At 71.1% G+C, this 23,067-nt stretch carries 23 protein-coding genes; 12 read left to right on the top strand and 11 right to left on the bottom strand.

The window, feature by feature from the left end; translation table 11 throughout:
* From ABT245_RS40800 to mce, 6 genes are all read right to left on the bottom strand, one after another.
* Positions 1 to 994 (bottom strand): ABC transporter ATP-binding protein (locus ABT245_RS40800; RefSeq protein ID WP_351744642.1); only part of this gene is annotated, 994 nt, incomplete at its 3' end.
* A 127-nt stretch (positions 995 to 1,121) separates the two neighbouring features.
* The gene (locus tag ABT245_RS40795) at positions 1,122 to 1,892 is read right to left on the bottom strand and encodes an ABC transporter permease (protein ID WP_351744640.1); all 771 of its coding nucleotides are present in this window, start codon (positions 1,890 to 1,892) and stop codon (positions 1,122 to 1,124) included.
* A 3-nt stretch (positions 1,893 to 1,895) separates the two neighbouring features.
* Complete coding sequence (locus ABT245_RS40790) at positions 1,896 to 2,849, bottom strand: DUF8746 domain-containing protein (RefSeq protein WP_351744637.1); 954 nt, start codon at positions 2,847 to 2,849, stop codon at positions 1,896 to 1,898.
* A 94-nt stretch (positions 2,850 to 2,943) separates the two neighbouring features.
* Entirely contained in the window at positions 2,944 to 3,879 is a 936-nt protein-coding gene (locus ABT245_RS40785) for a coiled-coil domain-containing protein (RefSeq protein WP_351744635.1), read from the bottom strand.
* Positions 3,880 to 4,062: 183 nt separating this feature from the next.
* Positions 4,063 to 8,010 carry a polarized growth protein Scy gene (scy, locus tag ABT245_RS40780; RefSeq protein WP_351744632.1) on the bottom strand — a complete coding sequence of 1,316 codons (3,948 nt, stop codon included), beginning with the start codon at positions 8,008 to 8,010 and terminating at the stop codon, positions 4,063 to 4,065.
* A gap of 213 nt (positions 8,011 to 8,223) precedes the next feature.
* On the bottom strand, positions 8,224 to 8,664 hold the full coding sequence (gene mce, locus ABT245_RS40775; protein WP_351744630.1) for a methylmalonyl-CoA epimerase: 441 nt from the start codon (positions 8,662 to 8,664) through the stop codon (positions 8,224 to 8,226).
* Between the two features lie 150 nt (positions 8,665 to 8,814).
* Here mce and ABT245_RS40770 point away from each other — a divergent pair, with 150 nt between their 5' ends.
* Positions 8,815 to 10,017: an acetyl-CoA C-acetyltransferase gene (locus tag ABT245_RS40770; RefSeq protein ID WP_351744627.1), complete on the top strand. Its 1,203-nt coding sequence runs from the start codon at positions 8,815 to 8,817 to the stop codon at positions 10,015 to 10,017.
* Between the two features lie 65 nt (positions 10,018 to 10,082).
* A complete protein-coding gene (gene meaB, locus ABT245_RS40765; RefSeq protein WP_351744625.1) occupies positions 10,083 to 11,039 on the top strand; it encodes a methylmalonyl Co-A mutase-associated GTPase MeaB in 957 nt (318 codons plus the stop codon).
* A 511-nt stretch (positions 11,040 to 11,550) separates the two neighbouring features.
* On the opposite strand, the gene ABT245_RS40760 is transcribed toward meaB, so the two are convergent.
* The 4 genes from ABT245_RS40760 to ABT245_RS40745 form a co-directional block, all read right to left on the bottom strand.
* Positions 11,551 to 12,027 (bottom strand): MarR family winged helix-turn-helix transcriptional regulator, encoded by a 477-nt coding sequence (locus ABT245_RS40760; RefSeq protein WP_351744622.1) that lies wholly within the window; start codon positions 12,025 to 12,027, stop codon positions 11,551 to 11,553.
* A gap of 94 nt (positions 12,028 to 12,121) precedes the next feature.
* Positions 12,122 to 12,922, bottom strand: a complete 801-nt coding sequence (locus ABT245_RS40755) for an AIM24 family protein (protein ID WP_351744619.1) — start codon at positions 12,920 to 12,922, stop codon at positions 12,122 to 12,124.
* Positions 12,919 to 13,569: an AIM24 family protein gene (locus tag ABT245_RS40750; protein ID WP_351744652.1), complete on the bottom strand. Its 651-nt coding sequence runs from the start codon at positions 13,567 to 13,569 to the stop codon at positions 12,919 to 12,921. Before ABT245_RS40750 ends, ABT245_RS40755 begins: the two co-directional genes overlap by 4 nt.
* 1 nt (position 13,570) lies before the next feature.
* Entirely contained in the window at positions 13,571 to 14,203 is a 633-nt protein-coding gene (locus ABT245_RS40745; RefSeq protein ID WP_351744650.1) for an AIM24 family protein, read from the bottom strand.
* Between the two features lie 154 nt (positions 14,204 to 14,357).
* On the opposite strand from ABT245_RS40745, the gene ABT245_RS40740 reads away from it, so the two are divergent.
* The 8 genes from ABT245_RS40740 (at position 14,358) to icmA (ending at position 19,814) form a co-directional block, all read left to right on the top strand.
* A complete protein-coding gene (locus ABT245_RS40740) occupies positions 14,358 to 14,702 on the top strand; it encodes a DUF3817 domain-containing protein (protein WP_351744616.1) in 345 nt (114 codons plus the stop codon).
* Positions 14,699 to 14,992 (top strand): MTH1187 family thiamine-binding protein, encoded by a 294-nt coding sequence (locus tag ABT245_RS40735; RefSeq protein ID WP_351744613.1) that lies wholly within the window; start codon positions 14,699 to 14,701, stop codon positions 14,990 to 14,992. Before ABT245_RS40740 ends, ABT245_RS40735 begins: the two co-directional genes overlap by 4 nt.
* Positions 14,993 to 15,181: 189 nt before the next feature.
* Positions 15,182 to 15,934 carry an SRPBCC family protein gene (locus tag ABT245_RS40730; protein WP_351744610.1) on the top strand — a complete coding sequence of 251 codons (753 nt, stop codon included), beginning with the start codon at positions 15,182 to 15,184 and terminating at the stop codon, positions 15,932 to 15,934.
* Positions 15,931 to 16,608, top strand: coding sequence for a TetR/AcrR family transcriptional regulator (locus ABT245_RS40725; protein ID WP_351744607.1), 678 nt, complete (start codon positions 15,931 to 15,933; stop codon positions 16,606 to 16,608). The genes ABT245_RS40730 and ABT245_RS40725 overlap by 4 nt, the downstream gene beginning before the upstream one ends.
* 129 nt (positions 16,609 to 16,737) lie before the next feature.
* Positions 16,738 to 17,139 (top strand): hypothetical protein, encoded by a 402-nt coding sequence (locus ABT245_RS40720; protein ID WP_351744604.1) that lies wholly within the window; start codon positions 16,738 to 16,740, stop codon positions 17,137 to 17,139.
* 10 nt (positions 17,140 to 17,149) lie between these two features.
* Entirely contained in the window at positions 17,150 to 17,656 is a 507-nt protein-coding gene (locus ABT245_RS40715; protein ID WP_351744601.1) for a MarR family winged helix-turn-helix transcriptional regulator, read from the top strand.
* 43 nt (positions 17,657 to 17,699) lie between these two features.
* Positions 17,700 to 18,038 carry a DUF3817 domain-containing protein gene (locus tag ABT245_RS40710; RefSeq protein WP_351744598.1) on the top strand — a complete coding sequence of 113 codons (339 nt, stop codon included), beginning with the start codon at positions 17,700 to 17,702 and terminating at the stop codon, positions 18,036 to 18,038.
* 75 nt (positions 18,039 to 18,113) lie between these two features.
* Positions 18,114 to 19,814 carry a coenzyme B12-dependent isobutyryl-CoA mutase large subunit gene (gene icmA / locus ABT245_RS40705; protein WP_351744595.1) on the top strand — a complete coding sequence of 567 codons (1,701 nt, stop codon included), beginning with the start codon at positions 18,114 to 18,116 and terminating at the stop codon, positions 19,812 to 19,814.
* Here the strand turns inward: icmA and ABT245_RS40700 are convergent.
* Complete coding sequence (locus ABT245_RS40700; RefSeq protein WP_351744592.1) at positions 19,811 to 20,470, bottom strand: TetR/AcrR family transcriptional regulator; 660 nt, start codon at positions 20,468 to 20,470, stop codon at positions 19,811 to 19,813. The genes icmA and ABT245_RS40700 overlap by 4 nt on opposite strands.
* A 225-nt stretch (positions 20,471 to 20,695) precedes the next feature.
* Between ABT245_RS40700 and ABT245_RS40695 the strand changes: the two genes are divergently transcribed.
* Both ABT245_RS40695 and ABT245_RS40690 read left to right on the top strand, forming a co-directional pair.
* Positions 20,696 to 21,685, top strand: coding sequence for a tetratricopeptide repeat protein (locus tag ABT245_RS40695; RefSeq protein WP_351744589.1), 990 nt, complete (start codon positions 20,696 to 20,698; stop codon positions 21,683 to 21,685).
* A 658-nt stretch (positions 21,686 to 22,343) separates the two neighbouring features.
* Complete coding sequence (locus ABT245_RS40690) at positions 22,344 to 22,976, top strand: DUF6230 family protein (protein ID WP_351744586.1); 633 nt, start codon at positions 22,344 to 22,346, stop codon at positions 22,974 to 22,976.
* Positions 22,977 to 23,067: the final 91 nt, after the last annotated feature.

The following is a 23,067-nucleotide window of genomic DNA, read 5'->3' as shown; positions in this document are numbered from 1 at the left end:
AGTTCGCCGAGGCGTTCCAGGACGCGGGTGCGGTCGGGTCGGCCGATGGGTGAGTAAAGGCGGACGGCGTCCTGATAGAGGTGGCGGGCGTCCTCACGGCGCCCTGCGTCATCCGCATGTACGCCTCCTCCAGCGACGCCTGGTGCGGCGACAGCTCCCACAGCCGCACATCGGTCTCGTGCGCCAGGTCGCTGATGCGGGGCAGCGGCAGCCCCGTCACGCGCAGCGCGCCGTCCTGCTCCGGCAGTACGTGCCCGCCCGCCTCGGTGAGCGCCGAGGTCAGCTTCTCGCGCAGCTGGGGTTCGGTGTCCGGGGTCCTGACGCGCGCGAAGTCGGCGGAGTTGGCCGAGATGAAGTCCGTCACACTCATGTCGGCGAGCAGCTGCCCGCGCCCGATGACGATCAGATGGTCGGCGGTCAGCGCCATCTCGCTCATGAGGTGGCTGGAGACGAACACCGTCCGCCCCTCCGCGGCGAGCGCCTTCATCAGATTGCGCACCCACAGGATGCCCTCGGGGTCGAGCCCGTTGACCGGCTCGTCGAACAGCAGCACCTGCGGGTCGCCGAGCAGCGCGCCCGCGATGCCGAGCCGCTGCCCCATGCCGAGCGAGAAGCCCTTGGAGCGCTTTTTGGCCACGTCCTGGAGGCCGACGACACCGAGCACCTCGTCCACGCGGCGGGCCGGGATACCGGACAGCTGGGCCAGGCACAGCAGATGGTTGCGGGCGTGCCGGCCGCCGTGCACCGCCTTGGCGTCGAGCAGCGCGCCCACCTGACGGGCGGCGTTGGGCAGCTTGCGGTAGGGGTAGCCGCCGATCGTCACGGAGCCCGCGGTGGGGTTGTCCAGACCCAGGATCATCCGCATGGTCGTCGACTTGCCCGAGCCGTTCGGCCCGAGGAAGCCGGTGACGGCTCCCGGCCGCACCTGGAAGGAAAGATTGTGGACGGCGGTCTTGTCGCCGTAGCGCTTGGTCAGGCCGACAGCCTCGATCATGCTCCGGTCCTCATCGGAAGGTATGCCTCGAAAACTTCAGGACGGCGGGGCACACGCCCCCGTAAGGGTTAGGACCTTATCCGGGCGCTGACGGTTCCGCCCAAGACACAGCAAAGGCCCGTCGTCACTACGCGTCCCGCTTCTTCAGCAGGACGTAACCACCGATCAGGACCGCGAGCACCCACAGCGCCATGATGCCGAGGCCGCCCCAGGGCCCGTACGGGGGGTTGTCGTCGATGCGGGGGACCACCTGCATGATCCGGCTGCCGGCCTGGTCGGGCAGGAACCGGCCGATCTTCTTCGTCGCGTCGACGTTGCCGAGGATGTTCGAGATCAGGAAGAAGAACGGCATCAGGATGCCGAGCGAGAGCATCGGCGAGCGCAGCATCGCGGCGACGCCCATCGAGAACACCGCGATGAGGGTCATATAGAGCCCGCCGCCGACGACGGCCCGCAGCACTCCGGGATCGCCGAGCTGCGTCCGGTGGGAGCCGAGCATCGCCTGCCCGAGGAAGAACGCGGCGAAGCCGGTCGCCATGCCCACCACGAGCGCCAGCCCGCCGGCCACCGCGATCTTGCTGAACAGGAATGTGCCGCGCCGCGGCACCGCGGCCAGCGAGGTGCGGATCATGCCGGTGCTGTACTCGTTGGACACCACCAGCACCCCGAACACGATCATCGCGAGCTGCCCGAGGCTCATGCCCGCGAAACTCACATACGTCGGGTCGAAGGACAGCCGCTCCCGGGCGGGCATGTCGTCGAACTGACTCCGCGACAGGGCGGAGATCAGCATGCCGAGGGCGATCGTGACGACCACGGCGAGGGACAGCGTCCACACCGTCGACGCCACGGACCGGATCTTCGTCCACTCGGACCGGATGACCTGGACGGCCGTCATGGCTCAGGCTCCCTTCCAGTCGGCACCCCAGTCCCGCGGGACCGGGGTGGCGTCGGAGTGCGCGTGGTACTCCACCGACTCCGCCGTCAGCTGCATGAACGCCTCCTCGAGAGAGGCCTGCTGCGGGCTCAGCTCGTGCAGCACGACCCCGTGCTGGGCGGCCAGTTCACCGATCCGCTCGGCCTTGCCGCCCTCCACCTCCAGCACCCCGTCACCGGCCTGCACGACCGTGATCCCGGCCTCGTGCAGCACATCCAGCAGCCGTTCGCGCTGCGGGGTGCGGATCCGGACGTACGACCGCGAGTTCTGCTGGATGAAGCCCGCCATGGAGGTGTCGGCGAGCAGCCGGCCCTGTCCGATGACGACGAGGTGATCGGCCGTCAGCGCCATCTCGCTCATCAGATGGCTGGAGACGAACACCGTCCTGCCCTGCTCGGCCAGGGTCTTCATCAGGTTCCGGATCCAGTGGATGCCCTCGGGGTCGAGCCCGTTGACCGGCTCGTCGAACATCAGGATCCGCGGGTCGCCGAGCAGCGCGCCCGCGATGCCGAGCCGCTGCCCCATGCCGAGCGAGAACCCCTTGGCCTTCTTCCGCGCCACCGCCGTGAGCCCCACCGTGTCCAGCACCTCGGTCACCCGGCGGGTGGGGATCCCGTTGCTCTGCGCCAGACACAGCAGATGGTGATAGGCGCTCCGTCCGCCGTGCACGGCCTTCGCGTCCAGCAGCGCCCCGATGTACGTCAGCGGGTCCTTCAACTGGTCGTAGTGCTTGCCGTCGATCCGGACGTCGCCCGCGGTGGGGCGGTCGAGACCGAGGATCATCCGCATCGTCGTGGACTTGCCGGCGCCGTTGGGCCCCAGGAAGCCCGTGACCGTCCCCGGCTGCACGGCGAAGGTGAGATCCCGCACCGCGGCCTTGTCGCCGTACCGTTTGGTCAGCCCCTCCAGCTCGATCATGCGGACACGTTAAGACGGGACGAAGCCCTCTGCCACCCGAGCGGCAGAGGGCTTCGACACTTTTCAGAACTGTTGGGTCGGCGTACTCCGGGCGTTACCGGGACTGCTGGGCCGGCACACCACGGGAGATCGGCTCGTCCTCGGTGGGGGAGCCGGCCGCGGCCACCGCGGCGCCCGTGAGCGTGGCGAGCATCTCGCGGACGTTCGTCAGCTGGGCGTTGATGCTGTCGCGGCGGTTGGTGAGCGCCGCCAGCTCGCGCTCGGATTCCGAGCGGATGCGGTCGGCCTTGGCGTTGGCGTCGGCCACGATGTCCTCGGCCTGGCGCTGGGCCGTCTCCACCGTCTGGCGGGCGCGGCGCTCGGCGTCCGTGCGCAGCTTCTCGGCCTCCAGGCGCAGCTGCTCCGCCCGGTGCTCGATCTCCGCAAGGCGCTTCTCGGCCTTCTGCTGACGCGAGGCCAGATCGCGCTCGGACTGCTCGCGGCGCTTGGCGAGATTCGTCTCGAAATCGGCGGCGGCCTGCGCGGCCTTCGCACGGGTCTCCTCGAAGAGGGCGTCCGCCTCCTCGCGCTTGGACTGCGCGTCCTTCTGTGCCTCGGAGCGCAGCTGCGAGGCGTCACTCTTGGCCTTCTCGACGATCCGGACGCCCTCGTCCTCGGCCTTGGCCTTGCGCTCGGCCGCGAACGACTCCGCGTCGTTACGGACCTGCTGGGCCGCCGACTCGGCCAGCTCGCGGTGCTGCTCGGCCGCCCGGCGGGCCTCCTCGCGCAGGTCCTTGGCCTCCTCCTCGGCGAGACGGAGGATCTTCTCGACCCGCGCGCCGAGACCTGCGTACGACGGCTCGGCGTCGCTTACCTGTGCCTGGGCGTTCTGCGTTTCGAGGTGGAGTTCCTCGATGCGCTTTTCCAGAGCGGTGATGCGGGCGAGCGCGCTGTCACGGTCGGAGACGAGTTTGGAGATCCGTTCGTCCACCTGAGCGCGGTCGTACCCACGCCGCACAAGCTCGAAGCCGTAGGGGGAAGTGTCGCTCATGGGGTTCCTGTCGAAAGAGACCGGTGAGGTGATAGGGGGAATCCTAGGGGCCGAAGCGGTGTGTCATCGAGCGGATGCGTGTTTGATCTGGAGAATGACACCCCTTTTGGGTGGCGAACCGTCAGACGGCTTGCCACAGACTCGGGCAAAGAGCCCACAACATACCGGAACGCTCCCGGCCCGCTAGCCTTCTGACGACCTGCCACCCGATCGGGGAGCGCCGACCGTCGCGCCCGCCTTGACCCCTGAGTCCTTGCCGGACGACGGGGCCTCGAAGGACTCCAACGCCTCCAGGACGTCCTGGACACGGGAGATCTCCGCATTGATGTCCTCGCGGCGGCGCACCAGGATCTCCAGTTCGCGCTTGCCCTCCTCGACCGTGCGCCGGGCCTCGCGGATCGCCTCGGCCTTCAGTTCCTCGGCCTCCCTGACGAGTGTGGCCTTCTTCTGCTCGGCCTCCTTGAGCAGCCCCTCGGCCTTCTTGACGGCGGCGATACGGACCTTGCCCGCCTCGGAGTTGGCCTCCGAGACGATCTCCTTGGCCTTCGCCTGCGCCTTGGCCAGCTGCTCCTCGGAGGCCTGGATGAGCGCGTCGCAGCGGTCCCCGGTCGACTTCATCGTCTCGGTGGCCTCGCGGCGGGCCCGCTCGTGCAGTTCCTCGATCTCGTTGGTCAGGCGCTCGCGCAGCTCCTCCGCGCGCTCCCGGATCGCGGTGGCGTCCCGGCGGGCGCCGACCAGCAGCTCGTCCGCGTCCGTACGGGCCTTCTCCACCATCGAGTTGCCCTCGACCGTCGCCTCCGACATCAGTCGGTCGGCCTCCTGACGGGCCGCGCCCACCATCCTGTCGGCCTGCCCCTCGGCGTCCGCGGTGGTCTTGTGGGCCTGCTGCTGTGCCTCGGTGAGCAGCTTGTCGGCCTCCGCCGTGGTCTCCGTGATGAGCGTGTCGACCTGCTCGGCCGCCTCGGACCGCCGCTTGTTGGCGTCCCTGCGGGCCTCGTCCAGCGTCCGGTCGGCCTTCTCGCGCGCCGTGGACACCAGTCGCTCGGCCTCCGCCTCCGCCCGCGTCCTGACCCGGTCGGACTCGGAGCGGATCCGCTCGGCGTGCTGCTGCGCGGAGGCGACGGTCTCGGCGGCCTCGGCGCGCAGCCGCTCCGCGTCCCCGCTCGCGTCGGCGATCAGTTTCTCCGCCTTGGCGACAGACTCGGCGCGCAGCCGCTCCGCGTCCCCGCTCGCGTCCGCGACCAGCTTCTCCGCGGTGGCGACCGACTCGGCCCGCACCCGCTCGGCCTCCGCGGCCGTGTCCGCGCGCAGCCGGTCGGCCTCGACGACGGTCTCCGCCTGGAGCCGCTCGGCCTCGCTGCGCGCCTCGGAGATCAGCGTGTCCGCCTGGGTCGCCGCGTCCGACCGGATGCGGTTGGCGTCCTCGCGGGCCTCCGCACGGGTGCGGGCGGCGGCCTGCTCGGCCTCGGCGATGGTGTCCGACGCCTCGGTGCGCACCCGCTGGGCGTGCGCCGACGCCTCCGAACGCAGCCGCTCCGCCTCGGTGATCGCCTCCGTCGTCGTCCGCTCGGCGAGAGCCCGGGCCGCCTCCGACTCCTCCTGGGCCGCCCGCCGCAGCCGGCTCGCGTCCTCGCCGGCCCGCTCTCGCTCGGCGTAGGCGTCGGCGCGGACCCGGTCCGACTCCTCCTCGGCCTCCCGCCGCGTCCGCTCCGCCGCGTGCTCGGCCGCCGAGCGCAGGCCGCTGATCTCCTCCTGCGCCTGCTCGTGCAGCCCCGCAACGGAGTCCCGTACCTGCTGGGCGTGCTGCTCGGCCGCGGAGACCATCTCGGTGGCGCGCCGGTCGGCCTCCTCGACCAGCCGGACCGCCTCGGCCTGCGCGTCCTCGACCCGCTTGCGGGCCGACGCCAGCAGCTCCTCGCTCTGCTCGCGGGCCCGCTCCCGCTCCTGGCCGGCCTCCTGGCGGGCGGCGCCGAGCAGTTCATCGGCCTCGCGGCGGCGCCGGGCGGCCTCCTCCTGCGCGGCGGCCAGCGTCTCCGACGCCTCCGTGCCCAGCCGCTCGGCGGCGGCCTGCGCCTCGGCCCGTACCCGGTCGGCGGTGTCCTGCGCCTCCGCCTTGAGCCGTTCGGCCTCGGCCGCGGCCTCCGAGCGCAGCCGCACCGCGACGGCCTCGCCCTCCGCGCGGGACGCGGAGGCGTCGGCGGCGGCCTCGGTGCGCAGCCGCTCCGCCTCCGCCGCGGCCTGCTGCTGGAGCGCGCGGATCCGCTCGGCGGCCTCGGAACGCAGCCGCTCCGTCTCCTCGGCGGCCTCGCGGCGCAGCCGGGCCGCCTCATCACGGGCGTCGTCCAGCGCCTGCTCGGCGGCGGCGAGCCGTTCCTCGACCTCCGTGTGCAGCCGGGTCAGCTCCCCGGCCGCCTCCTCGCGCCGCGCCTCGACGGCCCGCTCGGTCTCCTCGCGCAGCTCGCGCGCGGCCCGCTCGGCGTCCGCCGTGACCGCCTCGGCCCGCTCGGCGGCCTCCGAGCGATGCCGCTCGGCCTCCTTGCGGGTGCGCTCCAGGGTCTCCTCGGCCTGCCGGCGCAGTGTCGTCGCCCGCTCGATGGCCTCCGTACGGACCTTCTCGCTGTCCGTGGTGGCAGTCTGGCGCAGCTCGTCCGCGTCCGCCTTGGCCTTGGCCAGCAGCTCCTCGGCGGACCTCGCCGCCTCCTCGATCTGCTGGACCGCCTCGCGCCGGGCCTCGGCGCGGATGCTCTCGCCCTCGGCGACCGCGTCGGCCCGCAGCTGCTCGGCCTCGCCGCGCAGCCGGCGCGCCTCCTCCTGCAGCTCGACCGTCTTGGCCCGGTACTCCTTGGTGTCGTCCTTCGCCGCGCCCTTGAGCTGCTCGGCGATGTCATGCGCCTCGGCGCGCAGCCGGTCCGCCTCGCTCTCCGCCTCGGTGCGGATCCGCTCGGCCTCCTCGGCCGCGGCCCTGGTGGTCCGCTTGGCCTCCTCGGCCGCCTTGTCGAGGACGTCCTCGGCGGTTTTCGCCGCCTTCGACAGCTGGGAGGCCGCCTCCTCGGCGGTGACGGTACGGGCCTTCTCGCCGGCCTCGGCGACGATCTTCTCGGCCTCGGCGCGGGCGTCCGCGACGATCTGCTCGGCCTCGGCCCGGGTGCTCTCCGCGTCCTTCGTGGCCTCGCTGACCAGCCGCGCGACCTGCTCCTTTGCGGTGCGCGTGCGCTGCTCGTTGGTCGCCTCCGCGGTGGCGAGGGCCTTGGTGGCGGCCTCCTTCGCCTCGGCGAGGAGCTTCTCCGCCTCGCTGCGCGCCTCGCGCAGCGAGGTCTCGGCCTCCGCCATGCGCTGCTCGGCGGCCCGGCTCAGCTCGCTCGCCTGCCGGCGCGCCGCGTCCGACTCGGAGGCGGTGGAGGAGCGCAGCTGCTCGGCGTGGTCGGTGGCCTCCTGGGCCTGCGTGGACGCGGCGTTCAGCAGCCGCTCGGCATCGGCGCGGGCCCGGCGCAGCAGCTGTTCCGCCTCCGTGCGCGCGGCCTCGGCCTCGGCCTGGAGCCGCTGCCGGGCCTGCGCGGTCAGCCGCTCGGCCTCGGCACGGGCCGCGGCCATAGCCTGCTCCACCTCGGCGCGGGACTCGTCGAGCAGACGGCGGGCCTGGGCCTCGGAACGGGCGCGCAGCTGCTCCGCCCACGCCACGTTCTCGTTGACGTGCGATTCGACGGTCTGCCGGCGCTCGGCCAGCTCCCGGTCCAGCTGCTGGCGCCGGGTGACCGCCTCCTGGTGCAGCTCCGCCTGGAGCCGGGCGGCCTGCTCGGCGTGCTCCTGGAGGATGCGCTGGGTCTGGGCCCGGGCCTGGCTCAGCTCCCGCTCGGCGTCCTGGCGCAGCTGGTCGGCCTGCACCTGGGCGTTGCGCAGCAGCTGCTCGGCCTGGTAGCCGAGGTCACCGCCGTCGAACGCCGGCCGGGACATGATGGTGCGCCGCGCCTCGTGCAGCTTGGCGCGCAGCACCTCGACCTGGTAGCCGAGGTCCTCGGCGTGCTGGATCGCCTTTTCCCGCTCGGTCTTCAGCCGCTTCATCTCGGCCTCGAACCGAGAGAGGTGGTCGACGTCAGCCGCCGGCTCTCGCTCCTGGCTCTCGTAGCCCCGCACTGCGCGGTCCCATCCGTCCCCTGGTCGCAAGTTTCTCCGAACGAGCACCGTCCGTCCGCCGAACGGGGCCCCCGGGGAATGGTGTCAGATCAACGGCGGAGCACGGGCTGCTGCCCCGATGCTCGTCCCCCGAAACCCGGACCCCGGCATGCGGCCGCCGCCCGGCCTTCGGGGGCGACCGCCCCCAACCCTACCGGCCCCTATGTACGCGGGTCAGTGCTCAGGTGACTCAACAGGCGCCGAAGTGACCAGTTCTGTGAGTACGCCATGGCAGTCCTTCGGATGCAGGAAGGTGATCCGGGACCCCATGGAGCCGCGCCGGGGCTCGTCGTACAGGACGCGTACGCCCTTGCCGCGGATGCCGGCGGCGTCCCCGTCCACATCCGGCGTACCGAAGGCGATGTGGTGGACCCCCTCGCCGTTCTTCGCCAGCCACTTCGCGACCGTGGAGTCCTCCCGGACCGGTTCCAGGAGCTGGAGGTACGAAGCGCCGCCGTCCGACGTATCGTTGATCTTGAGCATGGCCTCGCGTACGCCCTGCTCCTCGTTGATCTCGGTGTGGAAGACCTCGAAGCCGTAGGTCGCCCGGTAGAACTCGACGGTCGCGTCGAGGTCGTGGCAGGCGATCCCGATGTGGTCGATTCGCGTCAGCATGAGTTCAGTGCAGCGCTTGGGAGGTGGTTACGCAACGTGCGCGCGATCACACCGAAAGGCCGATGACGGCCGCGACTACCCCTCAGTACATTCGACGTAAACCCTCGTTCACTCCTCAGCTTCTGTGCAGCTGGAAGGGGATCGCACCTCATGTCAGCAACGAACAGCACGACCTCCGTCATCGTCGCGGGTGCCCGTACACCGATGGGGCGGTTGCTCGGCTCGCTCAAGTCCCTCTCGGGAGCCGACCTCGGCGGCTTCGCGATCAAGGCCGCCCTCGACCGCGCGGGGATCGGCGGCGACCAGGTGCAGTACGTGATCATGGGCCAGGTGCTCCAGGCCGGGACGGGCCAGATCCCGGCCCGCCAGGCCGCGGTCAAGGCCGGCATCCCCATGAGCGTGCCGGCGCTCACCGTCAACAAGGTGTGTCTGTCCGGGCTCGACGCCATCGCCCTCGCCGACCAGCTGATCCGCGCGGGTGAGTTCGACATCGTGGTGGCCGGCGGCCAGGAGTCCATGACCAACGCCCCGCACCTGCTCCCGAAGTCCCGTGAGGGCTACAAGTACGGCGCGGTCGAACTGCTCGACGCGATGGCGTACGACGGCCTGACCGACCCGTGGGAGAACGTCCCCATGGGCGAGTCCACCGAGAAGCACAACACCCGCCTGGGCATCGGCCGCCCGGAGCAGGACGAGATCGCCGCCCTCTCCCACCAGCGCGCCGCGGCGGCCCGGAAGAACGGCGTCTTCGAGGCCGAGATCACCCCGGTGGAGATCCCGCAGCGCAAGGGCGACCCGGTGCTGTTCAGCCAGGACGAGGGCATCCGCGGCGACACCACCGTTCAGTCGCTGGCCCGGCTGCGCCCGGCGTTCACCAAGGACGGCACCATCACCGCGGGCAGCTCCTCGCAGATCTCGGACGGCGCCGCGGCCGTCGTGGTGATGAGCAAGGCCAAGGCGCAGGAGCTTGGTCTTCAGTGGCTCGCGGAGATCGGCGCGCACGGGAACGTGGCGGGTCCGGACAACAGCCTCCAGTCGCAGCCGTCGAACGCGATCCGGCACGCCCTGAAGAAGGAGGGCCTGGAGGTCGCCGACCTCGATCTGATCGAGATCAACGAGGCGTTCGCGGCCGTCGCCGTGCAGTCGATGAAGGATCTGGGAGTATCCACCGAAAAGGTGAACGTCAACGGCGGTGCCATCGCGCTGGGCCATCCGATCGGTATGTCCGGCGCACGGCTCGTCCTGCATCTGGCGCTGGAGCTGAAGCGGCGCGGCGGCGGGATCGGCGCGGCGGCCCTGTGCGGGGGCGGCGGTCAGGGTGACGCGCTGATCGTTCGGGTACCGAAGGCGTGAGAGGGCCCGTACGGCGGATGGCCGCGGGCACGCCGAGCACGTCGTAGCGAGCGAACGGAGCAGTGATGCAGGACGTCTCCTCTCTGGTGGCCCAGGCCAGGGACGGCCGGCCGCGGGCCGTGGCCCGGCTGATCTCCCTGGTGGAGGGGGCGTCCCCGCAGCTGAGGGAGGTGATGGCGGCGCTCGCGCCGCTGACCGGCGGCGCGTACGTCGTCGGGCTCACCGGCTCCCCGGGCGTCGGCAAGTCGACGTCGACCTCGGCGCTGGTGACGGCGTACCGCAAGCAGGGCCGGCGGGTCGGCGTCCTGGCCGTCGACCCCTCGTCCCCCTTCTCCGGCGGGGCCCTGCTCGGCGACCGGGTGCGGATGTCGGAGCACGCCTCCGACCCCGGCGTCTACATCCGCTCCATGGCGACCCGCGGGCATCTGGGCGGGCTCGCCTGGGCCGCGCCGCAGGCGATCCGTGTGCTGGACGCGGCGGGCTGCGAGGTGATCCTCGTCGAGACGGTCGGGGTCGGCCAGTCGGAGGTGGAGATCGCCTCCCAGGCCGACACGTCCGTCGTCCTGCTGGCCCCGGGGATGGGCGACGGCATCCAGGCGGCCAAGGCGGGCATCCTGGAGATCGGCGACGTGTACGTCGTCAACAAGGCCGACCGGGACGGCGCCGACGCCACGGCCCGCGAGCTGAACCACATGCTCGGCCTGGGCGAGGCGCGCGGACCCGGCGACTGGCGGCCGCCCATCGTGAAGACGGTCGCGTCCCGCGCGGAGGGCGTCGACGAGGTCGTGGAGGCGCTGGAGAAGCACCGCGCGTGGATGGAGGAGCGGGGGATGCTGGCGGAGCGCCGGCTGGCCCGCGCGGCCCGCGAGGTGGAGACGATCGCGGTCACCGCCCTGCGGGAACGCATCGGAGACCTGCACGGCGACCGCCATCTGAGCGCCCTCGCGGAACGCGTCACCTCCGGTGAGCTGGACCCGTACAGCGCCGCGGACGAACTGGTGGCGGGCCTCACCCAGAGCTGAACGCCCCGCCCCACGCACCTGCGGCGCCCCTGCACGGTTGTGCCACCGGCCCTACCTCCGTGCCCCCTGCGACGGAGCCGCACACCGTCACCGGCACCACACCGGACGCCCGTTCAAGCCCGGCACGACGGCCCTTTGGCGCCCCGGATGGTGGCCGCGCGCTCGGTGTGCTGCTGCGGGGTGTGGTCGATCGGTGGGCAGCGGTGCGGGGGCGCCTGTTGTGGCGCGTTGCGGGGCGTGCCGGGGGCGGAGGCCCCGGACCGTCGTGGAGCCGTCCGTCGTGGTCTGCTCGTGCGACGACCCATCCGTCGTGGTGGGTTGTGTGGCTTGCTGCGGGGGCGCCGGCCTGGTCGCAGGGAGGCCCGCCACAGCCACCGCACGCCGGGCGGGGGTGTTCTGGTCGCCGGGACGTGCGTCGGCCGGTTGCCGTTCGGCGTGGGATGTCTGGTGTCCGTGTCGTCGGTCGGCTGGGTCTTCTGTCGGTCGGTGCGGTGAGCCGGTGCCGCGTCGGTCAGGGGCGGCCTCGTTGGCCTCTGAGGTGTTCCGCGATCGGCTTCAGGCCCTTTTCCAGTTCCGTCAGGGCCTCCGGTGCCAGCAGATCGATGAAGTGCCTGCGTACGGACGCCACATGATGGGGCGCGACCTTCTGCATGGTCTCCATGCCGTGCTCGGTCAGCACCGCGTACAGCCCCCGGCGGTCGGACTCGCAGTTCTCGCGCCGCACCAGGTTCGCGTTCTCCATGCGGGTGATCTGGTGCGAGAGGCGGCTCTTGGACTGGAGGGTGGCGGACGCGAGGTCGCTCATCCGCATCCGTACGTCCTCGGACTCGGACAGGTTCACCAGGATCTCGTAGTCGTTCATCGTCAGGCCGAACGGCTGCAGATCCTTTTCGAGCTGGTACGTCAACAGCCTGTTGACCTCCAGGTGGGTGCGCCAGGCGCACTGCTCCGCTTCGGTCAGCCAGCGCGTGGCCGTCTCGGTCTCCATGAATGAAGTCTACCTAAGAAGTTGAAAGGCGAACTAGCGAGGGTGGTGTGTGACCGTGCGCACGCGTTCGACGTCACACTCCGCAGACTACCGCTCACAGCCCGAAGCGACGCTGGAGGTCGCCGAGCTGTCCGGGAAGACGCGGTCCGCTCTGGCCCGCTGCATGACCTCCGGACATCCCGCCGCCGGGCACCCCGGGCTCGCCCGGAACGGCCCCCGTGGCCTGCTCCTCCATCAGCTTCTCGGTCGACTGGAGCAGCACCGTGCCGGCCCCCACGAACTCGAACTGGTGCTCCTCCCCGGAGGCCCCGCCGAGGCCCGTCATCCCACGTAGACCGCCCAGGACACCGGTCAGATACCCGTGGTCGTAGTGGTGGCACGGGGAGGGGCAGTCGGCCCATCCGACCAGCGCCTGCGGGTCCACCCGGACCGGGGGCTCCATGAACACCACGGGGCCGTTGGACGCGGCCACGAACTTCCCCGTTCCGATGAGCGTGAGAAATCCCGGGACGATGGACTGTTTGAGCGCAAGACTTGGCTGAAATGCGAGCAGGTTGCCCGAGCGAATGGTCAGATTGCCCTCGTCCAGGTCGTACGAGTTGACGTCGAAGGCCCGGTCGGCGAGGAGCATCTTGCCCGACCCCTCCGCCACCACCCAGTCGCTCGCGTGCAGAGGCGAATGGAACGACGTACGGACGAGCCGGTCGAGCCGCCCGTGCCCGATCCCGTTGAACTCGATCGCCCCGTAGTAGGCGATCATCTTCCCCTTCTGCAGGAACCACTGCCCGCCCGTCAGCTCCACGCAGAAGGTGTAGCTGTTCACATTGTCGTCGGCGGGCAGGGTCATCGGGTCGTACACCACGGGCCCGGCGCCCGGACCTGCGTACCTGCTCACAGCTTCTCCTCCGAGGCCTGGACGTACACCGTGCCGCTCCCGCTCAGCTCCAGCTGGAACGCCTCACCGGAGCCACGGCCCACCATGTCGCGCCAGCCGAGCGCGGTGGAGAGCTTGTTGCGGACGTCACCGTGGTGGGCGACATACGCCTGCGGGTCGACGTGGACGGGATGCTGCGGGGTGATCGGCAGCTCCAACACCCCGCCGTGCGCCATCACGGCGACCGCCCCGTGTCCCTTGAGCGTGGTGGTGAACAGCCCCTGCCCGCTGACCTGCCCGCGCACCATCCCCATGACACCGCCCTGCGAGCCCATGAACATCGTCCCCTGCTGGAGCGTGCCCTCGAAGGCGAGCAGCCGGTCCGCCTCCACGTACAGGGTGTCGCCGGACAGGTTGATCACCTGCACATGGTGGCCGCCGTGCCCGAAGAAGACGGTGCCGCTGCCCTCGACGGTCATCAGCGGGGTGGCCTCACCCGTGACCCGGCGGCCGATCATCGACATCACACCGCCCTGCCCGCCCTGGATGTTGGGGGTGAAGGAGACATCGCCCCGGTAGGCGAGCATGGCGCCGCGCTGGCTGAACAGCCGTGTGCCGGGGACCACGGTGGCCTCCACCATCTTCGAATTGATCTCCCGCAGCCCCATGTCACACATCCCCCGCGATGGTGTTGCGCTCGCTCGGCTGCACGTACACCAGCCCCTCGCCCTCGAACCGGATCTGGAACGCCTCGCCCCCGCCCTCGCCCAGGAAGGTGCGGAAGGTCACACCGGTCTGGAAGGACTGGCGTACCTCGCCCTGATGGGCGATGTAGGCACCGGGATCGACGGTCAGCGGGTACTGCCGGCTGACCCGCAGCACCACGGCCGGGCCGTCCGACATGATCGCGGCCTGCCCGCGGCCCTCGACGGTGGTCGTGAACAGCCCGTTGCCCTGGGAGGCGCCGCGCAGCCCGGTGAACGTCGTCCCGGTGCGCAGCCCGGCGTCGGTCGCGAGCAGATTGCTCGACTCCACGTACAGCTTGTCCCCCTGGAGATCGACGAGGTTGATTTCCGAGGCGCGGTCCGCGAACCAGCACGTGCCGTGCCCCTTCACCTCCATCACGGTCATCTGCTCGCCGGTGAGCCGGCGGGTCACCATGCCGCGCAGCCCCTCACCGCCACCGGTCAGCTTCTTGAAGCTCATCTGCCCGTCGTACGCGACCATCGAGCCGTTCTTCGCCTTCACGGCGTCCCCGGTCATGTCGACGGCGAGCACCCTGCTGCCTTGAAGTCGAAACATCGCCACCCGGCGACGGTAGCGGTCCCGCCGTGCCGAGGGGAGGGGGGCCTCCCGAGCCGCCCTCGGCGGTTTGCCACAATGGGCGGGAGTTTGTGTTCGCGTTCACAAACCGGCGCCAGACGCACTGCCGCCCCGCTCCCACCGAAGGTGACCCGTGGACATCAAGACCGCCACCGCCCTCCGCCGTCTCCGCCTGGTCTCCGCCCCGGAGGCCGTGTCCTTCCTCCTCCTGCTCGTCTGCTCCGTGCTGAAGCGGACCACGGACTTCAACGCGGTGCCCGTGATGGGCGGGATCCACGGTCTGCTGTTCATCCTGTACGTGATCTTCTGGGCCGACGCCTGGAACCGCACCAAGTGGGGCCCGAGGACCGCGGCCTTCTACTTCGTCCTCTCGGTCCTGCCCACCGGCGGCTTCTTCGCCGAGCGCAAGCTGCGCCGGGAGGCCGAGGACGCGGTCATCGCCGCCCGCGCCCGCAGGGAAGGGGTCGTCAACGCATGATCGTCGCCTTCTCCGTGACGCCCCTCGGTGTCGGCGAGGACGTGGGGGAGTACGTCGCCGACGCCGTCCGCGTGGTCCGCGAGTCGGGCCTGCCGAACCGCACCGACGCCATGTTCACCTCCGTCGAAGGGGAGTGGGACGAGGTCATGGACGTCGTCAAGCGCGCCGTCGCCGCCGTGGAGCAGCGCGCCCCGCGCGTCTCCCTGGTGCTCAAGGCCGACCTCCGGCCCGGAGTCACCGACGGCCTCACCTCCAAGGTGGAGACGGTCGAACGTCATCTGGCGGGCTGAGCCCCGGCGCACCGCCCGCCGTCCGAAACCCCGGTCCACGCGTGTCCCAGGGCCGGGGTTTCCCATGTCCCGCCGTACGTCCGTCCGTTCGGGGGTTTGAGCGGTCGCTCAAACGGGTGTACGTTGCCTGCCGGGCAGTTGAGCGGTCGCTCAAACACCGGTCGGCTTGGGGGAATTGGGGAGTTCACCGTGGACCTCTATGTGGAGGCACGCGTGCGTGCCGATCTCGACGTGCTCTGGGACCGCACACAGGACCCCGCCCAGCGTCCGCGCTGGGACCTCAGGTTCACCGAGATCACCCGGCTGCCGGGCGCGGAGGGCGAGCCGCGGAGGTTCCGGTACGCCACCCGTGTGCTGCCCTTCCTCAGGGTCTGCGGCACCGGGATCTCGGCCGGCGAGAAGGAGCGCCCCGACGGCACCCGCACCTCCGCGCTGCGCTTCACGTCCCCGCACCCGCTCTCCCCGATCGCCGAAGGCTGCGGCTACTTCCGCTACGTTCCCGACGGCGACGGCGTCCGCTTCCTCACCGGCTACGACTACCGCCCCCGCGGCGGCACCCTCGGCGCGCTCGCCGACCGGCTGCTGCTGCGCCCGCTGATGGGCTGGGCGACCGCCTGGTCCTTCGACCGGCTGCGGCTGTGGCTGGAGCGCGGCATCACACCGGAGCGTGCGCTGCTGAACTGGCTGGCCGAACTGCTGATGCGGGCGCTGGTGCTCACCGCGGGCTGTGCCGGCCTTGGCCTCGGCTCCTTCGTCCCGCGCTTCGGCTCGTTCGCCCCCGCCGTGGCGTTCCTGTGCCCGCTGCTCCTCCTCGTGGCCATGGCCCTAGCCCTGTTCAAGGCGCCGCTGCCCGGCACCCCGGCCGCCCGGCGCTGCCTGCGCACCGCGCCCGCACGCGCGCGTGCCCCGCGCCTGCTGCGCTCCCTGGCGAACCCGTCATGACCGCGCAGGCGAAGACCGCGCAGGCGAAGACCGCGCAGACGAAGACCATGGAGACGAAGACCAAGCTGCTGGAGGGTGCGCTGCGCACCCTCACCGAACAGGGCATCGCGAAGACGTCGGCCCGTACGGTCGCGGCGGCGGCCGGGGTCAACCAGGCGCTCGTCTTCTACCACTTCGGTACGGTGGACGAACTCCTCGCCGCCGCCTGCCGCTACGGCGCGGAACAAGCGGTCTCCCGGTACCGCGCCCGCCTAGCCGCCGTCACCTCGCTCACCGAGCTGCTGGCCGTCGGCCGCGAGATCCATGAACAGGAGCGGGCCGACGGGCAGGTCGCGCTGCTCGGCCAGCTGCTGGCCGGCGCCCAGACCCACGCGTCCCTCGGCCCGGCCGCGGCGGCCGGCCTCGACCTGTGGATCACCGAGATCGAGAGGGTCCTCACCCGGGTCCTCACGGCCACCCCGTTCGCCGAGTTCACCGACCCGGCGGGGCTGGCCCGTGCGGTCGCCGCGTCCTTCGTCGGGATCGAGCTGTACGAGGGGGTGGACGAGCGGGGCGCCCAGGCGGCCCTGGACGCGCTGGAACAGCTCGGCGCCCTGGTGGCCGCCCTGGACGAACTGGGCCCGATGGCCCAGCGCGCGCTCCGCCACCACCTGCGCCGCACCAGCCCCCGCTGACCCGGACCCCGCCCCGCCGGCCCCCGGCCCCGCCCCGGATCCGTCAGGACCGATGACGGTTCGCGGCCGGTCAGCGGGCCGCTGTCGCGCAGTGTGGTCAGGTGCGCGGACACGGAGAAGGGGCGGCGCGTGGCGGTGGGCCGGTGCGGTGGTGGTCGCAGGGTTCGCCGCGCGCCCGAGACCCGCCCGCGCGCCCCGTCCCGGATCCGGTGGGACCGACCTCCTGGGCTGCTGGTCGCGCTCCTGCTCCCGCTGGTCGCGGGCGTCGGGTGCGCATGCACGCTCGGCCTCGGCCGGCGGTTCGCCCGGGCGGTGCCCGAGGCACCGCGCGGGCGGGGCATGACCGTGCTGAGCGCGGGACCGATGACCGTCCAGGGCGCGGGCACGGCACCGGCGGGCGTGGCGGCCGGGGTGCGGGCGACCGTCGCCGGGGCCGGTGCGCCGGGGGCGGTGTGCTGCCGCGGGCCGGCCGTGGCGTACCGGGCGGCCGAAAGCCGAGACGGGGCTGACCGGCATATGACCGGCCGGTAAGGTCAAGGGCGTGTCCAAGCCACTCAGTCTCCCGTTCGATCCCATCGCCCGCGCCGACGATCTGTGGAAGCAGCGCTGGGGGAACGTGCCGTCGATGCCCGCGATCACCTCGATCATGCGGGCGCACCAGATCCTGCTCGGCGAGGTCGACGCGGTGGTGAAGCCGTACGGGCTGACGTTCGCCCGCTATGAGGCGCTGGTGCTGCTCACCTTCTCCAAGGCGGGCGAGCTGCCGATGTCGAAGATCGGCGAGCGGCTGATGGTGCATCCCACGTCGGTGACGAACACCGTCGACCGTCTGGTGCGGTCGGGGCTGGTGGCCAAGCGGCCCAATCCGAACGACGGGCGCGGCACGCTCGCCGTGATCACCGACAAGGGCCGGGAGGTCGTCGAGGCCGCCACCCGGGACCTGATGGCCATGGACTTCGGGCTCGGCGTGTACGACGCGGAGGAGTGCGCGGAGATCTTCGCGATGCTGCGTCCACTGCGGGTTGCCGCGCACGATTTCGAGGAGTGACCCGGGGCAAGACCGCCCGGAACGGGTCGTTACGCTCGTGTCCATGAAACGAAGCGTGCTGACCCGCTACCGCGTCATGGCCTATGTCACCGGTGTGCTCCTGGTCCTGCTGTGTCTCGGCATGATCGCGAAGTACCTGCTGAGCATCGACGGCGCCGCGGACTTCACCCGGGTCGTCGCCATCGCCCACGGTTGGCTCTACGTCGTCTACCTCGTCGTCGCCTTCGACCTGGGCTCCAAGGCGAAGTGGCCGGTCGGCCGGCAGCTGTGGGTGCTGCTCGCCGGGACGATCCCGACGGCCGCCTTCTTCGTCGAACGGAAGATCAGCCACGAGCTGGAGGCCAAGGTCGCCGACCAGGCCCCCGCCGCCGCCAAGGCGTAGATCACACCGCCGTGCGGGCGATGCGCGGCGGTCTGCCATCGACATTTACTTGGACGTCCTAGTAAATTCGAGGGTATGGACGCTCACGCCATCGAGGACGGCCGCAGCCGCTGGCAGGCCCGCTATGACGCCGCGCGCAAGCGCGACGCCGACTTCACCACGCTCTCCGGCGATCCCGTGGAGCCGGTGTACGGGCCACGACCCGGCGACACGTACGAGGGATTCGAGCGGATCGGCTGGCCGGGGGAGTACCCCTTCACCCGCGGTCTGTATCCGACCGGCTACCGGGGGCGCACCTGGACGATCCGCCAGTTCGCCGGGTTCGGGAACGCGGAACAGACCAACGAGCGGTACAAGATGATCCTCGCCGCGGGCGGCGGCGGGCTCTCGGTCGCCTTCGACATGCCCACGCTGATGGGGCGCGACTCCGACGACCCGCGTTCACTGGGCGAGGTCGGCCACTGCGGGGTGGCCATCGACTCGGCCGTCGACATGGAGGTCCTGTTCAAGGACATCCCGCTCGGCGACGTCACGACCTCGATGACGATCAGCGGACCCGCCGTCCCCGTCTTCTGCATGTACCTGGTCGCGGCGGAGCGGCAGGGGCTGGACCCGGGCGTCCTCAACGGCACGCTGCAGACCGACATCTTCAAGGAGTACATCGCGCAGAAGGAGTGGCTGTTCCAGCCGGAGCCCCATCTGCGGCTGATCGGCGACCTGATGGAGTACTGCGCGGCCGGCATCCCCGCCTACAAGCCGCTGTCCGTCTCCGGCTACCACATCCGCGAAGCCGGGGCGACGGCCGCCCAGGAGTTGGCGTACACGCTGGCGGACGGGTTCGGGTACGTGGAGCTGGGGCTGTCGCGCGGGCTCGACGTGGACGTCTTCGCGCCCGGCCTGTCCTTCTTCTTCGACGCGCACGTCGACTTCTTCGAGGAGATCGCCAAGTTCCGTGCGGCCCGCCGGATCTGGGCCAGGTGGCTGCGCGACGTGTACGGGGCGAAGAGCGAGAAGGCGCAGTGGCTGCGGTTCCACACACAGACCGCCGGGGTGTCGCTGACCGCCCAGCAGCCCTACAACAACGTGGTGCGCACGGCCGTGGAGGCGCTGGCCGCCGTGCTCGGCGGCACCAACTCGCTGCACACCAACGCGCTGGACGAGACGCTGGCGCTGCCGAGCGAGCAGGCGGCCGAGATCGCGCTGCGCACCCAGCAGGTGCTCATGGAGGAGACCGGCGTCGCCAACGTGGCCGACCCGCTGGGCGGTTCCTGGTACGTCGAGCAGCTGACGGACCGGATCGAGGCGGACGCGGAGAAGATCTTCGACCGGATCAAGGAGCGGGGGCTCAGGGCGCACTCCGACGGGCGCCACCCGATCGGTCCGGTCACCTCCGGGATCCTGCGCGGGATCGAGGACGGCTGGTTCACCGGGGAGATCGCGGAGTCCGCGTTCCGCTACCAGCAGTCCCTGGAGAAGGGCGACAAGAAGGTCGTGGGCGTCAATGTCCACACCGGATCGGTGACCGGCGACCTGGAGATCCTGCGGGTCAGCCACGAGGTGGAGCGGGAGCAGGTCCGGCTGCTCGGCGCCCGCAGGGCCGCGCGGGACGAGACGGCGGTGCGCTCCGCGCTGGACGCCATGATCGGTGCCGCACGGTCCGGGGCCAACATGATCGAACCGATGCTGGACGCGGTGCGCGCGGAGGCGACCCTCGGCGAGATCTGCGGCGCGCTGCGCGACGAGTGGGGGGTGTACACAGAGCCGGCTGGGTTCTAGGCAGTACGGGCCGCCCGGGGAGGCGGCTGTGGCCGGGGTGTCTCGGCCGCCGGCAGACCGTGCAGGAGGACACGGGTGAAGCCGCGTACCCAGTCGGGATCGGCGGGTTCCGCACTGACCAGGGTGCGGTGCACGACCGCGCCCGCGACCACGTCGAAGATCAGGTCGACCGTGCGGGCGGCCTGCGCGGCATCCGGCTGCGGGGGCAGCTCCCCGCGCCCCTGTGCCCGGGCCCGGCCCTGGAGCACCAGCCGCTTCTGCCGGTCGACGATCGAGGCGCGGATACGCTCGCGCAGCGCCTCGTCCCGGGTCGACTCCGCCAGTACCGCCATCAGGCCGCTGCGCGCCTCGGGGCGGGCCAGGATCGCCGCGAACTGGAGGACGACGCCCTCGATGTCGGCGGCGAGGCTGCCCCGGTCGGGCAGTTCCAGCTCGTCGAAGAGTTCGGCCACCGCGTCCACGACGAGTTCGTTCTTGCCCGACCAGCGCCGGTAGAGCGTCGTCTTGGCGACCCCGGCCCGCGTCGCCACGTCCGACAGCGTGAGCTTCGACCAGCCCAGCTCGACCAGCGCCTGCCGGGTCGCGGCCAGGATCGCGGTGTCCGCGGCGGCACTGCGCGGACGGCCCGTGCGGGGGGCGGGGGTGCGGCTCTGCATCCCCCGACCATAACCGGCGGATGCCGTGCGGCCGTGAGGGAGATCACCGGGGTGCGGTGTCGCCCGCACCCCCTCTGGCATTACGCTACGAGCCGTAGCGAAAGCTCGTGCGGGACGTGCGCGGGCGAACGCGCACGCGGGGTGTGCCCGTAATGCGCGGGTGGGGACCCGGCGCACTGGCACACCGCTTTTCACACAGGCGCGGATACGGGGGAGGATAGACGCATGCAGCCACGGAACATGTCCATGAGCGGCGTCGTCGACCTCGCCGCGGTGAAGGCGGCCCAGGAGGCCAAGGCCAAGGCGGAGCAGGCGCGCGCCGAAGCCGCCCGGCAGGGCGGAACGGGGGCCGTCTCCCCGGCCGATCTCGTCATCGACGTCGATGAGGCGGGCTTCGAACGCGATGTCCTGCAACGCTCCGCCGAGGTACCGGTCGTCATCGACTTCTGGGCCGAGTGGTGTCAGCCCTGCAAGCAGTTGAGCCCGGTCCTTGAGCGGCTGGCCGTCGAGTACAACGGGCGCTTCCTGCTCGCCAAGATCGATGTCGACGCGAACCAGATGCTGATGCAGCAGTTCGGGGTCCAGGGGATCCCGGCCGTCTTCGCCGTCGTCGCGGGGCAGGCGCTGCCCCTCTTCCAGGGAGCCGCCGGGGAACAGCAGATCCGGCAGACCCTCGATCAGCTGGTGCAGGTCGCCGAGGAGCGCTTCGGGCTGACCGGCCTCACCGTCGATCCGGACGCCGAACCGGCCGGTGCCGGCACCGGTGCCGGCACCGCCCAGGCCCCGGCGCCGGCCGGCCCGTACGACGCGTTGCTGGAGGCCGCCGTGCAGGCGCTGGACGCCGGCGACTTCGGCGGGGCGATCCGCGCGTACCAGAACGTGCTGAGCGACGACCCGGGCAACAGCGAGGCGAAACTGGGGCTCGCCCAGGCCGAGTTGCTTCAGCGGGTGCAGGGCGTCGACCCCCAGCAGGTGCGCAAGGAGGCCGCCGAGAAACCGGGTGACGTACAGGCGCAGATCGCCGCGGCCGACCTGGATCTGGTCGGCGGGCACGTCGAGGACGCCTTCGGGCGGCTCATCGAGACCGTGCGGCGCACGGCGGGTGACGACCGGGACGCCGTGCGGCGCCGGCTGCTGGAGCTGTTCGAGGTGGTCGGGGCCGACGACCCGCGGGTCGTCGGGGCGCGCAGGGCGCTCGCCCGGGCACTGTTCTGACCGGGGTCCCGAGCGGGGTGAGGGCCCCGCTGTGACCAGTTGCTAAACACACGGGCATGTGATGCCCGAGTGAAAGATTTGCCGACGAGACGCCAGGCGGCCGCGCTTTACCAAATCTTGGTAATCGCGGCCGCTGTTACTCGCAGTAAATCGAGGTCGTTGATCTGTCTGGTTCCGCCCGGGGACCAACCGCTTTGTTCTGCCCTTCGATGCCACCGAGCGTCGCACTCCGAGACCGCTGGGTCGTGCTTCGGTTATCCGGCCGTTACTAGTCAGTAACGAACCCCCTTGTGCGGGCGGCGAGAATGCACCACGATCGGCGACGCTCGGTCCATTCCCGTACCCCGACAGCCAATCGGGCGCGCGGTCCATCTGGGTCCCCACCGGGCAGAGCCGGCGGCAGTGGGGCCGGCTCTCGGACAGGGGGGTCTTCGCCGTACCGGTGAAGCCTGTCCGGCAAGGTTGTGCGTGATGCGTGTCAGGCGCGACCAGTGGTTGTCGCTCGGGGGTGATCGCCGGTGATTTCGGGCGCGGTTCGTGTCCCCGGGCGCGGGCGTTCTCCTTCCCGAGGACGTAGCACTTCTCCCATCCCTGCCCGGTTGAGCTGCCGACTGGTGCGAGTCCGGGCCAGGAGATGTACGTCCGAGAAGGAGGAAATATGGAGTCCCAGGTGCGTGGCGGGACCAGATGGAAGCGGTTCGCTGTGGTCATGGTGCCCAGCGTCGCCGCCACGGCTTGTATAGGCGTCGCACTCGCGCAGGGCGCCCTCGCGGCGTCGTTCAGCGTCTCCGGCCAGTCGTTCAAGGTGACGGCCGACAAACTGGTGGGCACCGGCTTCGAGCAGTACGGGGCCATCGACGAGGGTTACACGCTCGACGGCAAGAAGACGGTTCACCCCGTCGCTGTTTCGGCGTTCAGGACCGCAAAGATCACGAACCTGTGCCAGTCCGTGGTCACCCCGAACGTCCCGGTGTTCGGTTCGGTCAGCCTGATCCTGAAGGCGGGCGGCGGCGACACCCCCGTCCGGGCCGACAACATCTACATCGACATTGCCGACCTCCAGGCCGACGCGACGTTCAAGAACATCGACATCGGTGTGGCCGCCAAGGACGCCGACAAGGGTCCGGGCATCAAGCAGGGCGACACCACGAACCCCTTCGGGTTCTCCCAGCAGTCGGACAAGGCCACGCTGGTCGGCGTGAAGCAGACGGCGTGGGCCACCACCGCCGGAACCTTCAAGCTCAGCGGCCTGAAGATGTCGCTGTCGACGGATGCCAAGGAGTGCTACTAAGCACTCGATGACGGGCGGGGGAGCCGAAGGGCGCCCCCGCCCGTCCCCTTACCGGCCGCGTCTTCACGCGCGGCACACATCACCACCACAG

It is taken from the genome of Streptomyces sp. NPDC001508 (assembly GCF_040298665.1).
Taxonomy (GTDB): domain Bacteria; phylum Actinomycetota; class Actinomycetes; order Streptomycetales; family Streptomycetaceae; genus Streptomyces.
The sequence above is the reverse complement of the archived record's forward strand: the minus strand, read 5'-3'. Positions and strand labels throughout refer to the sequence as shown.

Coding starts and splice junctions, on each gene's coding strand:
- ABT245_RS40790 (WP_351744637.1), bottom strand. CDS start 2,849: ATGATCGAGCTGGAGGGGCTGACCAAACGGTACGGCGACAAGGCCGCG.
- ABT245_RS40750 (WP_351744652.1), bottom strand. CDS start 13,569: ATGGGGCTGCGGGAGATCAATTCGAAGATGGTGGAGGCCACCGTGGTC.
- ABT245_RS40785 (WP_351744635.1), bottom strand. CDS start 3,879: ATGAGCGACACTTCCCCCTACGGCTTCGAGCTTGTGCGGCGTGGGTAC.
- icmA (WP_351744595.1), top strand. CDS start 18,114: ATGGACGCTCACGCCATCGAGGACGGCCGCAGCCGCTGGCAGGCCCGC.
- meaB (WP_351744625.1), top strand. CDS start 10,083: ATGCAGGACGTCTCCTCTCTGGTGGCCCAGGCCAGGGACGGCCGGCCG.
- ABT245_RS40770 (WP_351744627.1), top strand. CDS start 8,815: ATGTCAGCAACGAACAGCACGACCTCCGTCATCGTCGCGGGTGCCCGT.
- ABT245_RS40710 (WP_351744598.1), top strand. CDS start 17,700: ATGAAACGAAGCGTGCTGACCCGCTACCGCGTCATGGCCTATGTCACC.
- ABT245_RS40795 (WP_351744640.1), bottom strand. CDS start 1,892: ATGACGGCCGTCCAGGTCATCCGGTCCGAGTGGACGAAGATCCGGTCC.
- mce (WP_351744630.1), bottom strand. CDS start 8,664: ATGCTGACGCGAATCGACCACATCGGGATCGCCTGCCACGACCTCGAC.
- ABT245_RS40745 (WP_351744650.1), bottom strand. CDS start 14,203: ATGTTTCGACTTCAAGGCAGCAGGGTGCTCGCCGTCGACATGACCGGG.
- ABT245_RS40760 (WP_351744622.1), bottom strand. CDS start 12,027: ATGGAGACCGAGACGGCCACGCGCTGGCTGACCGAAGCGGAGCAGTGC.
- ABT245_RS40695 (WP_351744589.1), top strand. CDS start 20,696: ATGCAGCCACGGAACATGTCCATGAGCGGCGTCGTCGACCTCGCCGCG.
- ABT245_RS40700 (WP_351744592.1), bottom strand. CDS start 20,470: ATGCAGAGCCGCACCCCCGCCCCCCGCACGGGCCGTCCGCGCAGTGCC.
- ABT245_RS40735 (WP_351744613.1), top strand. CDS start 14,699: ATGATCGTCGCCTTCTCCGTGACGCCCCTCGGTGTCGGCGAGGACGTG.
- ABT245_RS40690 (WP_351744586.1), top strand. CDS start 22,344: ATGGAGTCCCAGGTGCGTGGCGGGACCAGATGGAAGCGGTTCGCTGTG.
- ABT245_RS40725 (WP_351744607.1), top strand. CDS start 15,931: ATGACCGCGCAGGCGAAGACCGCGCAGGCGAAGACCGCGCAGACGAAG.